Origin of the sequence: Polynucleobacter corsicus (assembly GCF_018688255.1) — a bacterium.
Classification (GTDB): domain Bacteria; phylum Pseudomonadota; class Gammaproteobacteria; order Burkholderiales; family Burkholderiaceae; genus Polynucleobacter; species Polynucleobacter corsicus.
Genome location: NZ_CP061314.1, coordinates 558,017 through 571,730 on the forward strand (window position 1 = coordinate 558,017; position 13,714 = coordinate 571,730).

At 44.8% G+C, this 13,714-nt stretch carries 17 protein-coding genes; 6 read left to right on the forward strand and 11 right to left on the reverse strand.

The window, feature by feature from the left end; all coding sequences use genetic code 11:
* The first annotated feature begins 210 nt into the window (after positions 1–210).
* Positions 211–2,046 (forward strand): DNA helicase RecQ, encoded by a 1,836-nt coding sequence (gene recQ / locus C2747_RS03030; RefSeq protein WP_215332311.1) that lies wholly within the window; start codon positions 211–213, stop codon positions 2,044–2,046.
* Positions 2,047–2,056: 10 nt separating this feature from the next.
* Here recQ and C2747_RS03035 read toward each other — a convergent pair whose 3' ends face one another.
* Entirely contained in the window at positions 2,057–2,602 is a 546-nt protein-coding gene (locus C2747_RS03035) for a YggT family protein (RefSeq protein WP_215332313.1), read from the reverse strand.
* 72 nt (positions 2,603–2,674) lie between these two features.
* Between C2747_RS03035 and C2747_RS03040 the strand changes: the two genes are divergently transcribed.
* The gene (locus tag C2747_RS03040) at positions 2,675–3,322 is read left to right on the forward strand and encodes a glycosyltransferase family 2 protein (protein ID WP_215332314.1); all 648 of its coding nucleotides are present in this window, start codon (positions 2,675–2,677) and stop codon (positions 3,320–3,322) included.
* 4 nt (positions 3,323–3,326) lie between these two features.
* Here the strand turns inward: C2747_RS03040 and C2747_RS03045 are convergent, their stop codons facing one another.
* The 4 genes from C2747_RS03045 to C2747_RS03060 all read right to left on the reverse strand — a co-directional run bounded on the left by C2747_RS03045 (position 3,327) and on the right by C2747_RS03060 (position 6,097).
* Entirely contained in the window at positions 3,327–3,722 is a 396-nt protein-coding gene (locus C2747_RS03045; protein ID WP_215332315.1) for a dihydroneopterin aldolase, read from the reverse strand.
* Positions 3,723–3,743: 21 nt separating this feature from the next.
* Positions 3,744–4,427, reverse strand: a complete 684-nt coding sequence (folE, locus tag C2747_RS03050; RefSeq protein WP_215332316.1) for a GTP cyclohydrolase I — start codon at positions 4,425–4,427, stop codon at positions 3,744–3,746.
* 21 nt (positions 4,428–4,448) lie between these two features.
* Entirely contained in the window at positions 4,449–4,922 is a 474-nt protein-coding gene (locus C2747_RS03055) for a glutathione peroxidase (protein ID WP_215332317.1), read from the reverse strand.
* Positions 4,923–5,029: 107 nt separating this feature from the next.
* The gene (locus tag C2747_RS03060; RefSeq protein WP_215332318.1) at positions 5,030–6,097 is read right to left on the reverse strand and encodes an ABC transporter ATP-binding protein; all 1,068 of its coding nucleotides are present in this window, start codon (positions 6,095–6,097) and stop codon (positions 5,030–5,032) included.
* A gap of 68 nt (positions 6,098–6,165) precedes the next feature.
* On the opposite strand from C2747_RS03060, the gene C2747_RS03065 reads away from it, so the two are divergent.
* The 3 genes from C2747_RS03065 to C2747_RS03075 all read left to right on the forward strand — a co-directional run bounded on the left by C2747_RS03065 (position 6,166) and on the right by C2747_RS03075 (position 9,185).
* Positions 6,166–7,722, forward strand: coding sequence for an ABC transporter permease (locus tag C2747_RS03065; RefSeq protein WP_215332319.1), 1,557 nt, complete (start codon positions 6,166–6,168; stop codon positions 7,720–7,722).
* 62 nt (positions 7,723–7,784) lie between these two features.
* Positions 7,785–8,849, forward strand: coding sequence for an extracellular solute-binding protein (locus C2747_RS03070; RefSeq protein WP_215332320.1), 1,065 nt, complete (start codon positions 7,785–7,787; stop codon positions 8,847–8,849).
* A 66-nt stretch (positions 8,850–8,915) separates the two neighbouring features.
* Positions 8,916–9,185, forward strand: a complete 270-nt coding sequence (locus tag C2747_RS03075) for a hypothetical protein (RefSeq protein WP_215332321.1) — start codon at positions 8,916–8,918, stop codon at positions 9,183–9,185.
* Positions 9,186–9,196: 11 nt separating this feature from the next.
* Here C2747_RS03075 and C2747_RS03080 read toward each other — a convergent pair whose 3' ends face one another.
* Positions 9,197–10,087 carry a hypothetical protein gene (locus C2747_RS03080; RefSeq protein ID WP_215332323.1) on the reverse strand — a complete coding sequence of 297 codons (891 nt, stop codon included), beginning with the start codon at positions 10,085–10,087 and terminating at the stop codon, positions 9,197–9,199.
* A gap of 218 nt (positions 10,088–10,305) precedes the next feature.
* On the opposite strand from C2747_RS03080, the gene C2747_RS03085 reads away from it, so the two are divergent.
* A complete protein-coding gene (locus C2747_RS03085) occupies positions 10,306–12,120 on the forward strand; it encodes an AsmA family protein (RefSeq protein WP_215332326.1) in 1,815 nt (604 codons plus the stop codon).
* Between the two features lie 2 nt (positions 12,121–12,122).
* On the opposite strand, the gene C2747_RS03090 is transcribed toward C2747_RS03085, so the two are convergent.
* The 5 genes from C2747_RS03090 to C2747_RS03110 form a co-directional block, all read right to left on the reverse strand.
* Entirely contained in the window at positions 12,123–12,473 is a 351-nt protein-coding gene (locus C2747_RS03090; RefSeq protein WP_215333051.1) for a phage holin family protein, read from the reverse strand.
* Positions 12,474–12,533: 60 nt separating this feature from the next.
* Complete coding sequence (locus C2747_RS03095; protein ID WP_215306336.1) at positions 12,534–12,839, reverse strand: helix-turn-helix domain-containing protein; 306 nt, start codon at positions 12,837–12,839, stop codon at positions 12,534–12,536.
* Positions 12,836–13,168, reverse strand: coding sequence for a type II toxin-antitoxin system RelE/ParE family toxin (locus C2747_RS03100; protein WP_215332328.1), 333 nt, complete (start codon positions 13,166–13,168; stop codon positions 12,836–12,838). Before C2747_RS03100 ends, C2747_RS03095 begins: the two co-directional genes overlap by 4 nt.
* 68 nt (positions 13,169–13,236) lie before the next feature.
* Entirely contained in the window at positions 13,237–13,440 is a 204-nt protein-coding gene (locus tag C2747_RS03105) for a SlyX family protein (RefSeq protein WP_215332330.1), read from the reverse strand.
* A gap of 21 nt (positions 13,441–13,461) precedes the next feature.
* Positions 13,462–13,683, reverse strand: a complete 222-nt coding sequence (locus C2747_RS03110; RefSeq protein ID WP_215332332.1) for a hypothetical protein — start codon at positions 13,681–13,683, stop codon at positions 13,462–13,464.
* Positions 13,684–13,714 lie beyond the last annotated feature (31 nt).

Here is a 13,714-nt window from a genome sequence, read left to right on the forward strand (position 1 = left end):
ATTTTAGTGAAGTTGAATGGGTTAGATTGGAGTAGGGTTACCTTGTAGGCCATGTATTACATGGGTTTATAGGGTAGTGGTAGACTTGCGCGGAGGGTGAATTTTTAGACACCCTCTCCGCCAGCCAGATTCTATATTTGTAAATATAGAAAAGATATTCATCAAGCCCCGCCATGACGTGGGGCTTTTTATTTCAAAGGAGCATTACGGTTGCAATCGAGTCAGCAAGTACTTCATGATGTTTTTGGCTTTGATCAATTTCGTGGTGCTCAGGCTTCTATTGTTGAGCATGTAGTTTCTGGTGGTGATGCTTTGGTCCTCATGCCCACTGGCGCAGGTAAGTCGCTGTGCTATCAGATTCCCTCCTTGGTGCGCCGCGGTGTAGGAGTGGTAGTTTCACCCTTAATCGCGTTGATGCAAGATCAAGTCGATGCCTTAACCCAGCTAGGTGTTAAGGCTTCTTTTCTAAACTCCAGTCTAGATGCGGCAACATCCCAACAGGTGACCAGTCAATTACTGGCCGGAGAGCTTGATTTGATCTATGTAGCACCAGAACGCTTAATGAACCCAGGCTTTCTATCCATATTGGATCGACTTCATGCGGGACCTGGCATTGCATTATTTGCGATTGATGAAGCGCACTGCGTTTCTCAATGGGGCCATGATTTCCGCCCAGAATATCGCCAGTTAACTGTTCTGCACGAGCGATTTCCGAAAGTGCCTCGTATCGCATTAACAGCGACCGCAGATGCACCAACCCGCGCAGAAATTGTTGAACGTCTTTCGCTGGAATCTGCTGAGCAGTTTGTCTCTAGCTTTGATCGTCCTAATATTAAGTATCGAGTGCTACAAAAGCAGAGTGCTAAGCAACAGTTAGAACATTTTTTAGATGCTGAACATGCCGATGATTCTGGAATCATTTATTGCCTATCGCGTCGCAGTGTAGAAGAGACTGCGCAATGGTTGCAAGACCGCGGGTGGGATGCCATGCCGTATCACGCAGGTCTAAGTGTGGAGACACGCAGCGCCAATCAAAAACGCTTCTTGCGTGAAGAAGGCGTCATCATGGTTGCAACCGTAGCTTTTGGTATGGGCATTGATAAACCCAACGTCCGCTTTGTGGCTCATCTAGATCTACCCAAAAGTATGGAAGGCTATTACCAAGAAACTGGACGGGCAGGGCGCGATGGCTTGCCTGCCAATGCTTGGATGGCCTATGGGTTTGGAGATGTGGTGAGCTTACGGCAAATGGTAGATTCTGGCGAAGCTTCTGAAGATCGCAAAAGAGTAGAGCGCCAAAAGCTCAACGCTTTGCTGGGCTATTGCGAATCTACGACTTGCCGCCATCAAACGATCTTGCGCTACTTTGGAGAGGTACATGCTGGTAGTTGTGGTCACTGTGATAACTGTCTAGAGCCAGTAGCGACTTGGAATGCCACACAGGAGGTGCAAAAAGCACTGTCATGCGTGTATCGCACAGGCCAACGCTTTGGTGTGACCCATTTAATTGATGTGCTGTTGGGTAAAGTAACTCCCAGGGTGAAACAGTATTTTCATGAGCAAGTAAGTACATTTGGTATTGGTGCAGAGCTCAATCAGGCTCAGTGGAATAGCATCTATCGGCAATTGGTGGCTGGTGGATATTTAGATGCGGATATTGAATTACATGGTGGCTTAAAGTTGGTGGATGGTATTGCTTTGCCTGTGCTACGTGGAGAGCAAGAGGTTTGGCTGCGAAAAGAAACAGGCTATTCCAAGAGCAAGGCTACGAAGTCTGGAGCAAGGAAGGGCTCTACACATCCCTTTAGTAATATTGCAGATGAAAAACTGTGGGAGGCGCTGAAGACCAAGCGGACTGAGCTAGCGCGCGAGCAAGGGGTACCACCATATGTGATTTTTCATGACAGCACTTTGCTGGAGATGGTTAAGTCTGCGCCAACCACCTTAGATCAGTTCAGTCGTATTGGTGGAGTCGGGCAAGCAAAGCTAGAGCGTTATGGTGATCACTTTATCAACGTCATTCAGGAGCATCTTGAGGCTCATTAGATTTGATGAGTTACCTCAGATTGCTCACCACAATCTGCAAAACTTGCAGGATAAGCAGTAGCAAAAGAGGTGATAAATCTAGGGCTCCAAAGTTCGGCATTGCTTTTCTGATTGGCGCCAGCAGAGGCTCCACTAAAAGTGAGACCAAATACTGTATCTGGGAGCCAGCACTAACCCAAGAGAGAATGACGCTTGCAAAAACCAAGCCAACTAATCCCGAAAGTATCAGATCCACTAAATCGATTAAGGCCAATAGGAGCCACGAGATGTTCGTTAAAGTAGCTCCTGAGAGTAACAAGAGGATGGCCGTCTTGCCTACAACCAGTAGGTAAGCAGCTAAAAAGCTAGCGACATCAAAGCGACCAACGCTTGGGACTATCTTGCGAAGTGGGATCACGATCCAATTACTCAGTGGAAGCACATATGCGCCGATGGTTCTACTTTGGCCAGAGCCCAGATTAAAGGCGAGCCACTGGAGATAGCATCTCAGGAGACATGCTCCCGCAACAATGCTCACGAGGACTTGGAGGAGAAGATTGGCGATTTGCATCAACATAGTTCTATTGTAGGGGGTTTAAAGCGAGGCTTCATTCAGACATCACACTTTCGTGTTCTAATGCCCAGCAATATGATTACAGTCGTTATCGCCTCTTATAAGTACGGCCATCTTGCAGCGCACTGCATTGAGTCCTTGCTATCTCAAACACAAGCCCCCGCCAGAATTCTATTTGTCGATGATGGGGCGCATGATTGCACGCACTTACCCGATTTATATCCCGATATTGAATATATTCTCAGGCCACAAAATTTAGGTACTGTGGACAATTTTCATGATTTACTCATGAGGGTCAATACGGAATACGTTCTTTTCATTGGTGCTGATAATTGGCTCAGATCAGATGCAATTGAGCTGCTATCCAATGCTCATGCAGATATTGTTACTTACGACATTGTGGTTACTGGTGAGTTAAAAGAAGAGATTCATGATCGTGTTCCTGGCGAGACTAGGTCTCACCAAGGGGACCTCTACTGGGATCGCGAAGGAAAGCACCATGGTTCGATGATGTATCGAACCTCTCTAGGTCAGCAAGTGGGTTACAAGGAAAGATATGCCGATGGCATTCATCCGCAGGAGGATTGGAATCTTTGGGACAAAATGCGCGAGCGGGGCGCCACTGTAGCCAGCCTGAATGAAGGCCTTTTGTACTACAGAAGACATCGTGAAAATTTTCTAAAGTACGACCATCTCGTTGACGCTCTTGAGGAAGAAGCTTAAGCACCTAAGCCAACGTTGTTCTCATGCTAGTTAGACTGCTTTGATCAACATATAGCTTTATCCCCAGTACTCCAGAGTTCTCGCGCACAGGCGTTTTCCTAAGGCTAATTTCTAGAGACTCAATTTCTGAATAGTGAGCACATGCCTCAACTATCCTAGTAACCAATCTTTCTTGAGTCTCATAATGGCCATCAGCAGCCAATAGATCGATTTCAAGGACGAGGGGATCGTAGTCGAACACTCGATTCATGAGATCTTCTGAAATCAAAATCAATTTAGGGTTGATCCATAAAGTCAGATTCAGTAGATGCTGATCAGGGATTGTGGACCCTGGCGCATAAGTCCCAATCTGGGTATTCAATCGGAGATCTTTTAATTCGATGCAGGCTGTTGATGTCATTTGATCCTCTCTTTGACTGTCTTAATTGCGCGCAATTAGTGATAAAAACTCACGACGTAAATTGGGATCTTTTAAGAAAGATCCCCGCATCACGCTGTTGATCATCTTAGAGTCTGGATCCTTAACGCCACGCCACTGCATACAAAAATGATCAGCTTCCATCACAATCGCAACACCAGTGGGCTTGACCTTTTTCTCAATCATGTCGGCGAGCTCTACAACCGCTTCTTCCTGAATCTGTGGACGACACATTACCCACTCAGTGAGGCGAGAGTATTTCGAGAGGCCAATCAGGGCGGAGTGCTTATCCGGCAGTATCCCAATCCACACTTTGCCCATAATCGGACATAGATGATGAGAGCAAGCGCTTCTGACGGTAATGGGGCCAATAATCATCAGCTCATTGAGATGGCTGACATTAGGAAATTTTGTTAGCGATGGTTGCTCTACGTAGCGGCCATTAAACACTTCATTAACAAACATTTTAGCGACACGCTTACTTGTATTTTGAGTGTTGTGATCACTTTTTGTATCAATCACCAGGCTTTCAAGGACAGATTGCATTTTGACCGCCACCTCCTCTACCAAGGCATCGAGTTCCCCAGGCTGAATAAATGCAGAAATATTGTCATTTGCATGGAATCGCGCTTTTTTAGCTTTGATGCGTTTTCGTATTACTTCTGAGAGTGGGATGCCATCGTTCATGTATCAATATTCTTTATTAATTTAAAGTAGTTTTTTAATATCCGCGCTGATGCTCGCGGGTGAGCTAGCTGACGCAAATCGTTTTACTGGAAGCCCATTACGATTTACTAGAAATTTTGTGAAATTCCACTTGATGGCTTCGGTCCCAAGCAAACCTGGAGCAGCTGTTTTGAGATATTCAAACAGGGGGTGGGTATTGGAACCATTAACATCCGTTTTTTGAAAAACAGGGAAGGTGACCCCAAACCGGGTGCTGCAAAACGCTTCGATCTGTTGAGGCGTACCTGGCTCTTGGCCGCCAAATTGGTTGCATGGAAAAGCAAGGATTTCTAAGCCCTGGCTATGAAATTCATCATATAGACCTTGTAGCTCTTTGTATTGAGAAGTAAAGCCGCACTGGCTAGCTACATTAACTACTAATAGCACTTTGCCCGCATAGTTAGTAATGGGTTCTTTATTGCCGTTTAGGCGCTCTAACTCTATATTTGGTAGCACGTTTAATTTCCAGAAAAGATCTTACAGCGTCAAACTCAAATGTATCTGAAAAGAGTGCTTTCTGCTGAGCGTGAAATGAGGGTGCTTTTCTAGATGAAAGCCACTCACTAGCTAAAGGTAACAACGTGATCAGCCACCAGGTGTATGCCAATCTTTTCACCAATCGCATGATCATGGTGGCTGGGTACAAAGGCAAAAATTTCAACACCTGAAGCGAGCTTGAGGGTGTACAAGAAGTCAGCCCCTCTAAAGGTCTTACGTACAACCTCTGCTAACAAGGTGCTGTGGTCATCATGCACAATATCATCAGCGCGCAAGAGTACATCGATTTCTTTTCCAACTTCCGCGCTGCGATCTTCTTCTAGGTCGAGATCACCTAATTCAATTTTGACTTTGTTGTTGGCTTGGACCACGCCCTTCAGAAACACTCCGCGACCAATAAAATCGGCAATATAGCGATTGGCTGGCTTGTGATACAGCTCGTAAGGGGTATCCCACTGCAGTACATTGCCATCCGTCATAACGCCGACCTTATCGGCAATGGCAAAGGCTTCAAATTGATCGTGAGTTACCAGTAGGGCGGTAATATTGTTTGCTTTGAGGATTTCTCGCATCTCGCCTGCAAGACGCTCTCTCAGCTCAATATCTAAACTAGAGAAGGGTTCATCAAGCAAAATTAAATCTGGTTCTGGTGCCATTGCTCTAGCTAGTGCCACACGCTGTTGTTGGCCGCCACTGAGCTCATGGGGATATGCATCAGATTTATCCGATAGGGACACCCGCTTAAGCCACTCCATGGCCACTACAGATCTTTCATTACCTGCTAAGTGCTGTAAGCCAAAGGCAATATTCTCTAAAACATTGAGATGAGGAAAGAGGGCGAAATCCTGAAAGACCATACCCACTTTTCTTTGATTGGGCTGGAGATGAGTGGAGGCCGAGCTCACTACCTGATCACGCAGGAGAATCTTCCCTGCTTTAACGGGCTCAAACCCACAAATAGCTCTCAAGACGGTAGATTTTCCGCAGCCAGATGAGCCCAATAAGCAGCCAATCTCACCTTGAGCAAGATCGAGATTCAGGTTTTTAACCGCAGTAACACGACCTTGACCGTCTCGATTAGGATAGTCGATTTCCACTGCTTGAATTGAAAGTAGGGTGCGAGCAGAGTTCATCTCTATAATTTTCACATTAATGCTAGTGGTTTAATACGTAGCTAGAGTCTAAACGGATTGCCGATTTCATGAATCGCATTGTGGTGCCACTTGCCCTGTTGTTATTTTTGCCCCTCTTTGGCTTGGCAGCACCTTTCCTATTCCCCGGTAAGGAATTATTAGCCACCGGCACCCTCAGCCATTTATGGAACTTTGTACTAGGCGGCTATATTGCCTCGACCTTAGTGCTTATTTTTGGTGTCGGAGGGGGGGTCTTTATTCTCGGGGTGGGTAATGCGTGGATCATTGCGAGCTATGATTTTCCAGGGAAGAAGATATTTGAGTGGGCTCTCATTCTGCCTTTGGCAGTGCCCACTTATGTCATGGCCTATCTTTTTGTTGATCTCTTGCAGTTTTCGGGTCCGATACAAAGTACGCTGCGCGCTGTACTAGGAGTTGATGCACTCTGGTTCTTTCCGGATCCGAGGTCCCTGAGTGGGGCTATTTGGTCTTTCTCATTCTGCCTCTTTCCTTATGTTTATCTCATTACGCGTACGGCATTCTTAGAGCGTAGTGGTCGATTGATTGAGGTTTCAGAAACGCTGGGCTACAGTCCACTGCAAGGTTTTGTGAAATTGGTATTGCCCATGGCAAGGCCAGCCATTTTTGCGGGCATGGCCCTTGCGCTAATGGAAGTGCTGGCTGATTTTGGTGCCGTCTCTTACTTTGGTGTGCAGACTTTTGCAACCGGTATCTTTAAGGCTTGGCTCTCATTTGGAGACCGAATAGCGGCAGTGCAGCTTGCCTTAGGTCTCTTAAGTTTTGTCTTACTTATTTTCTCTATCGAGCAAAGTAGTCGCTCAAAATTACGTTATGCCTCTGCAGCTCGGAGTAAGCCACTCGCGAAGTCTCTGGAAGGCAAGAAAGCTTTTTTTGCATTTGCATTCTGTGGCACTACCCTCTTGTGCGGATTTTTGATACCTGCATTTGCGCTCTTGCAATTACTCTTCAAGCAAGGCCTCACGATCGATGTTCGATATCTAGATTGGCTGAGTAATTCTCTATTAGTTTCGATTCTGACGGCGCTCATCTCGGTAGCCTTAGCCGTGTTCTTTGCTTACTCCGTACGCATGAATGCACGTTTAAGTTGGGTTAATCGATTGCTAGGCTTTGGTTATGCTTTACCTGGTGCGGTCTTGGCCATTGGCATCCTTTCTTTTCTAGAGATCTTTCAGCTTGCTTGGTGGATGTCTGCCAGCATATTAGTGGTGATCTATGCATACTTAGTCCGCTTTCTTTCTTCTAGTTTGCAGAGTGTAGAAGCGGGCCTGGCTCGTATCACACCCTCTATGGATGCTTCAGCGGCGCTCTTGGGACTTTCTAGGATGCAGATTTTGAAGCGGGTTCATGTGCCCCTACTTAAGCGCAGCCTGATTACTGCAGGCCTCTTTGTCTTTGTCGACGTCATGAAAGAATTACCAGCAACGCTCTTATTGCGCCCATTTAACTTTGATACCTTGGCTGTTGCAACCTATCAGTTAGCCGCAGATGAGCGTCTCGCTGAATTAGCTTTGCCTTCCTTAACCATTGTTTTGGTTGGACTTTTTCCAGTATTGCTACTTTCAAGGGTTATTTCCAAATCATAATTGATAATCATTCGTATTTGTGATACATTAGATTTTATCTAATTCTGATCGCAAATACAGCCATGACAAACTCACTAATAAGAAAATTCTTAGGCAACTCTGCATTGTTATTGAGCGCATTTTTGGCTTTGCCCTTGCAAGCACAGGATGTAAAGGAAGCGAAAGAACTCAATCTCTACTCAGCCCGTCACTATCAAACTGATGAGGCGCTTTACAGTGACTTCACCAAAAAGACAGGCATCAAAATCAACCGGATTGAGGCTGATGACAATGCTTTAGCGGAGAGATTAAAAAGTGAGGGTGCTAATAGTCCAGCAGATGTGATTTTGATGGTGGATGCAGCTCGACTGTGGCGCGCTCAAATTGATGGCTTCTTTAAGCCGATACAGTCAAAATATTTAGAGAGTCGTATTCCTGCAAACTTACGTTCTCAGTCTGAGCCAGAGGGATCAACTTGGTTTGGTTTTTCAACCAGAGCACGTCTTGTGGTCTACAACAAAGCAAAAGTGAATCCACAAGACGTTGACACTTATGAGAAGCTAGCTGAACCTATGAATAAGGGTAAGGTGTGTACGCGCTCAGGTGCCCATCCTTATATGTTGTCATTAATTGGCGCCATGATTGAACGTCGTGGCGAGGCCGCTACTGAGGAGTGGTCCAAGGGCATGGTGGCTAATATGGCTCGCTCTCCAAGAGGTGGCGATACCGATCAAATCAAGGCGGTAGCCTCAGGTGAATGCGGTGTAGCTTTAACAAACTCTTACTACTTGGTAAGGCTTTTACGCTCAACAAAGCCGGAAGACCAGGCTATTGTTTCTAAAATTGGATTTATCTGGCCAAATCAGCAGACCACTGGCGCGCACATCAATATTGCGGGAGGCGGGGTTGCTAAAAGTGCGCCACATCCACAGGCTGCGAAACAATTTCTTGAATACTTGGCAAGTGATTCTGCGCAAGAGTATTTTGCTAACGGCAATAACGAGTGGCCTGTAGTGAAGTCAGTCAAAATTGAAAATGAAGGCCTCAAAATGTTGGGGCCATTCAAAGCAGAAAATATCTCTATTGCGGCAATTGGTAAGAACCAAATCGCTGCTCAGCGTTTGCTTGATCGGGTTGGGTATAAGTGAAATTTATTTATTAGAGCCTAAAGATAGCTAGAATGAATCCATTCTGTAAAAGATCTGGATTTCAATATGAAAATTATTTCGGGTGCTTTGGTACTTGCGGTCTCAATAACCATGTTAGCTTGCGCAACACCGCCAAGCGAGTTTGGAGTCTATCGACAGTCTGATGGAACGGTTGGAGTTCATGCCCCTAAATCCGCTATAGATACTGAGGCTCAAGCGGCCGCAGCAGAGGAGTGTAAAAAACTAGGAAAGCGAAGCGCCACTATTGTCGAAACTCGTAAAACAGTGAACGACCGCTTTCCTATGACCTACATATTTGTGTGTAATACCTATTAAGCAATAACTGCCTAGCTCAGCAACCATTTCTTAATCGATTTATTAACGCACATGGCATCTAAAGCCAATCCAAAGAACTCTGAACCGTTGGTGACCATGCTTTCGATAGCTTCAACCTTGCCAGATTTCACGCCACGTAAATAAGTAGCTGCACGATAGCGTAGGAAGTGCTCATTCGCACCTTCTTCGTTATCAGTAGAGCAAATCTCAAGGCTACCGTAACGGGTTTCTGGATTGATATTCAAAATAGAGAGGCCTAATGCACCAATTAGCTTTTCTGGGACAGGAATAGGAACGTAAGAGTAGAGGGAGACTAACTGCTCTTGTTCGTCGATTTCAATAATATGGTCAACATCAAACACATCTTTTTCTGTCAACTCTGTCTCACCAGAATCACCACCCCCAAAGGTAGACTCAAACTGCAACATTGCAGTATCGCTATCTTTAGAGATTTCAATCATGTCAGGGTAGCCAAGCAAGCCTTTCCACCAATACATTAGCGAGAAGGTGCAGGGTTTTACTTCAACTAAACCCTTGTTGGTTGATTTGGCAAAGTACAAGCCGTAGAACTCATCATCTTCCTCGAGTCCGTACTGATCGACTTTAAGTTTCTTGGGCGCAGCTGCTTTAGGGGATTTCTTAGTAGCTTTCTTTGGAGCTGGCTTTTTAGCAGCCGGCTTCTTCGCCACTACCTTTTTAGCCATTTTCTTAGCAACTGGTTTTTTAGCAATCGCTTTTTTGGCGACAGGCTTTTTGACTACTGGTTTTTTCACTACCTTCTTTACGGCCTTTTTTGCTACCACTTTCTTAGTAGCAACTTTTTTAACGGCTTTCTTTGCAGGGGCTTTTTTTACCACCTTAGTAGCTACTTTCTTTTTTGCTGGAGACTTCTTTGTAGCCATGGTCTATTACCCTTCCTATTGGTAGTTAATGTGCTTATTGCACCTTCGATCTTACTTCAGATCTTTCCACTTTTACTGATATTAATATGGGGATTTACCTCTCAATATCAAGCCTCAATAAAAAGCGATCACTACTTAAGCCCCTTATGCAATCAAAGTTAGTAATAAAAAAATCAATCCTAGTCTAAGGCCGGTAGGTAATTTAGAATCAATGAAGAATGAGTAAATTAGCCAAAATCACTATTAGCACCCTTGGCGGTGTAAGTATCCTGATTGCAATAGGGGTATGGTACGCAGCCTCAGCGGTAGATCCAGTGAAATTGACCAAACTACTCTCTTCCTCTGTAAGGACTGCTACTGGTAGAGATCTCAAAATCACTGGGCCAGTCAGCTTAAGTTTTTTTCCGGGGGTTTCTGTTTCTGCAGAGAGTTTAAGTCTGAGTAATGCATCCTGGGCATCTGATACTGACATGCTGAAGCTCAAGCGGATTGATTTAAATATTAAAACTCTGCCGTTGCTGAGTAAGCGTATTGAAATTGGCAGTGTGAAGCTTGCTGGTCTGGAGCTATTTCTTCAAAAAAATGGGGCTGGTAAAGCTAATTGGGATTTCAGTGGAGATGCCTCCAGGGAGCCTTCCGGTTCTAAAAACAATACGGAAACCTCATCTGTTGGTGAAGACTTCATTTCCATGGAGAGTGTTTTGATTGCGGATGCTCACATTCAGTATCAAGACCCTTCAAATGCTATATCGAGTTATCAAATTGGGCGTTTATCGTTGGTAGATAGCGGCGATAAAACGGTCGTATCGGTCAGCATGAAGGCTCAAGAGCAAGCTCTCGAACTCAGCGGAAAAATGGACTCACTCTCTAAATTATTCAAAGAGTGGAATGCTTCCTCGACTCAATTTCCAATTGACCTGAATCTCACTATGAATGGCAAGTCTATGATGATGAAAGGTGAGGTAAGTAAGAATCAGAACACTCCACCTACAATCAATTTGACATTGAACTCAAAAGCATTTGACTGGCCCGTCTTTAGTGCATCCCCCAATCATCCTCCGCGTGCTATCAGCGGTGCCAAATCGGCAGCAGTCATGCATCAATCTCAAAAGCCGCAGCCTAAGTACTTATTTAGCAATGAGAGCATTCCCTTTGATGCGCTACCCCAAGCCAAGGGAGAAATCATAATAAATATTGGTGAATTGAATTTGCCAAAACGCAAGTCCATTGAAAATCTTCAAGCTACCTTGCAATTGAATGGCAGTGCGATTGATATTCCAAGCCTGAGGTTTGAGATGGGTAAGGGAAGTGCTGATTTACAGATTAAGCTCTCAGACCTGGATACTTCAAGTCCCGCACTCACGGCTAAGGGGGTGACGAAGGATTTCACACTGGAAAGCTTACTAGCTAGGCTTGACCCAGGCTCCAAGGTGAGTGGGGGTAGTATGAAGATGGCATTTGATGTCAAGACATCCGGAAGTAGCTTGCATCAAATGGCATCAAATTCAAATGGCAAGATTCAGTTGAGCATTAAGCAGGCTCGTATGGGCACCAATTTTTTAAATGATGCTGGTGATTTCGTAGTGACGCTTTTGGATTCGATGAATCCATTACGTAAAAAAACAACTGAGACAGTTTTGGAATGTGCAGTTGCTTATTTACCAATTAATAATGGCCAGATCAATATAGCTAAGTCAGTTGGGATTGAAACGGATAAGTTGGATGCGGCCTTAGCCGGCTCTATTAATCTGAAAACGGAGGCTATTAACCTTACCATTGATCCCAAAGAGAAATCAGGGCTCACAACGGGCTTGGATTTAACTGGAATGGTCAAGATGGGTGGGACACTGACAAATCCTAAGGCAGGCATTAATCAAGCGGGGGTGGTTAATAGCACCGTTTCAATTGGACTTGGTTTTTTGACGGGCGGTGCAAGCATTTTGGCTGAGAATGCCAGATCAATAACTTCAAAGAGTCACCCGTGCCGCGATGCACTCCACCCCTGGTCTGATATCTACCCCGGGGCGGAGTAAATTTAAAACAGTATTCCGCTGATAAAGAGGCTGAATAAAGAAATAAAGATGCTGGCAAAGAATGCGGTCCAGAAGCTGGAAATCGTAAAGCCACTCACTACTGAAGACACCAGCATGAGAACCAATGCATTCACTACCAGTAGAAATAATCCCATCGTGAGGACGGTTAGTGGCAGCGTGAAGAGAATTAATAAAGGCTTCACTACCGCGTTTGCAAACCCCAGCAGTAGGGCGGCAATCAAGAGTGAGCCGCTATCTGCAAAGCGTAAGCCGCTAAATAGATAGCTGGCAACCCAAAGAGATAGGGAAGTTAAGCCCCATTGGACTAAAAACGGCACTAAGTTACCCATGATATTTAACCTTTTTAATAGCCTTAGAAATCAATATCGATCGCAGTTAGTCTTAGTGTAGTCCTAAGCAGCTAATTTTTGCTTTGAATTTTTAATTGGCTTAAAGTGGATTTCAATATGCGTATTTGTGGCGGCCGCCAATTTAGTCAAGGTTCTTAGGGAGGGGAGGCTAACCCCACTCTCAAGTCTTGCAATTGCGGATTGGGAAGTGCTCATCAGTGCGGCTAACTCCTCTTGGGATAGCCCACTCTTCATGCGGGCCTCAATAACTTCCTTTGCAATCTCAAATTCCACACGAGATTCGTCGTAAGCTTCTTTGTAATCTGGATTTTTAATCCACTTTTTATGTAAATTTGAGATCTTAGTCATATTAACTTTGCCTGTTTAGCTCTTCTTGTCGCCATCTGCAAAGCTGCTGGTGGAGTTTTCTGAGTCTTCTTAATAAATACATGTAGAACGATTATTTTTTTCCCACTGGAGTAAATATAAATTCCTCTTGCAATTCCATCCTGACCAGAGACTCGTATTTCCCAGAATTTATCACCCAAAGACCCGATGTGAGGCATGCCAACATTTTGGGGGCCAAACTGCTCAAGCAATCCAGAGACTCTGACAAACTTACTTCTAATATCTACTGGCAGGGCCTCTAGCTCATCGTTAACTGTGGTGTTAAGGGTATGTACGGTCCATGTGGTCATCCATAAATTATATCAATATTGATATATGTCAAAAATGATATAACCTAATCAACAATAAATCAAGGGCTTTAATAATGCGGAGGGATTTCATCTTTTGGGCTGTTGTTACCTGCGCTATCCCCGCTGCTAGCTTGCTCCTTGATGGATTTGAGCTCACGATACAGAAATTCAATTTGCTGCTGCTGCTTGTAGATCGTTTGATTGAGTTGATCAATTAAGTCTTCAGTAAAGCTAAGCTTAATTTCAAGATTGGTGATGCGATCTTCGGTCATATCAGTTCCCTTGTCCTTCTCTTAAGCGTCGATCAATTCAAACCGACCATCTTCCATCTCCGTTTTTGGTCTGATCCAAAAATCGTGCGACTGAAGGGATTCATAGACATAGGCCGGCTCTAGATTCGCTTCAACATTGGCAAGTAAGACCACCTTATAAAAGCCACCCGTCTTAATGTGTCTTAGCTTGCTACCCGGCTTAAAGAGGCCGTCATCGGCATCTGCCATTTTTGGTTTACTCATGTTTAAAAATACTTTCTCGGTATGATCTAGG

Coding starts and splice junctions, on each gene's coding strand:
- C2747_RS03035 (WP_215332313.1), bottom strand. CDS start 2,602: ATGTTGATGCAAATCGCCAATCTTCTCCTCCAAGTCCTCGTGAGCATT.
- C2747_RS03040 (WP_215332314.1), top strand. CDS start 2,675: ATGATTACAGTCGTTATCGCCTCTTATAAGTACGGCCATCTTGCAGCG.
- C2747_RS03045 (WP_215332315.1), bottom strand. CDS start 3,722: ATGACATCAACAGCCTGCATCGAATTAAAAGATCTCCGATTGAATACC.
- folE (WP_215332316.1), bottom strand. CDS start 4,427: ATGAACGATGGCATCCCACTCTCAGAAGTAATACGAAAACGCATCAAA.
- C2747_RS03060 (WP_215332318.1), bottom strand. CDS start 6,097: ATGAACTCTGCTCGCACCCTACTTTCAATTCAAGCAGTGGAAATCGAC.
- C2747_RS03065 (WP_215332319.1), top strand. CDS start 6,166: ATGAATCGCATTGTGGTGCCACTTGCCCTGTTGTTATTTTTGCCCCTC.
- C2747_RS03070 (WP_215332320.1), top strand. CDS start 7,785: ATGACAAACTCACTAATAAGAAAATTCTTAGGCAACTCTGCATTGTTA.
- C2747_RS03075 (WP_215332321.1), top strand. CDS start 8,916: ATGAAAATTATTTCGGGTGCTTTGGTACTTGCGGTCTCAATAACCATG.
- C2747_RS03080 (WP_215332323.1), bottom strand. CDS start 10,087: ATGGCTACAAAGAAGTCTCCAGCAAAAAAGAAAGTAGCTACTAAGGTG.
- C2747_RS03085 (WP_215332326.1), top strand. CDS start 10,306: ATGAGTAAATTAGCCAAAATCACTATTAGCACCCTTGGCGGTGTAAGT.
- C2747_RS03095 (WP_215306336.1), bottom strand. CDS start 12,839: ATGACTAAGATCTCAAATTTACATAAAAAGTGGATTAAAAATCCAGAT.
- C2747_RS03100 (WP_215332328.1), bottom strand. CDS start 13,168: ATGACCACATGGACCGTACATACCCTTAACACCACAGTTAACGATGAG.
- C2747_RS03105 (WP_215332330.1), bottom strand. CDS start 13,440: ATGACCGAAGATCGCATCACCAATCTTGAAATTAAGCTTAGCTTTACT.
- C2747_RS03110 (WP_215332332.1), bottom strand. CDS start 13,683: ATGAGTAAACCAAAAATGGCAGATGCCGATGACGGCCTCTTTAAGCCG.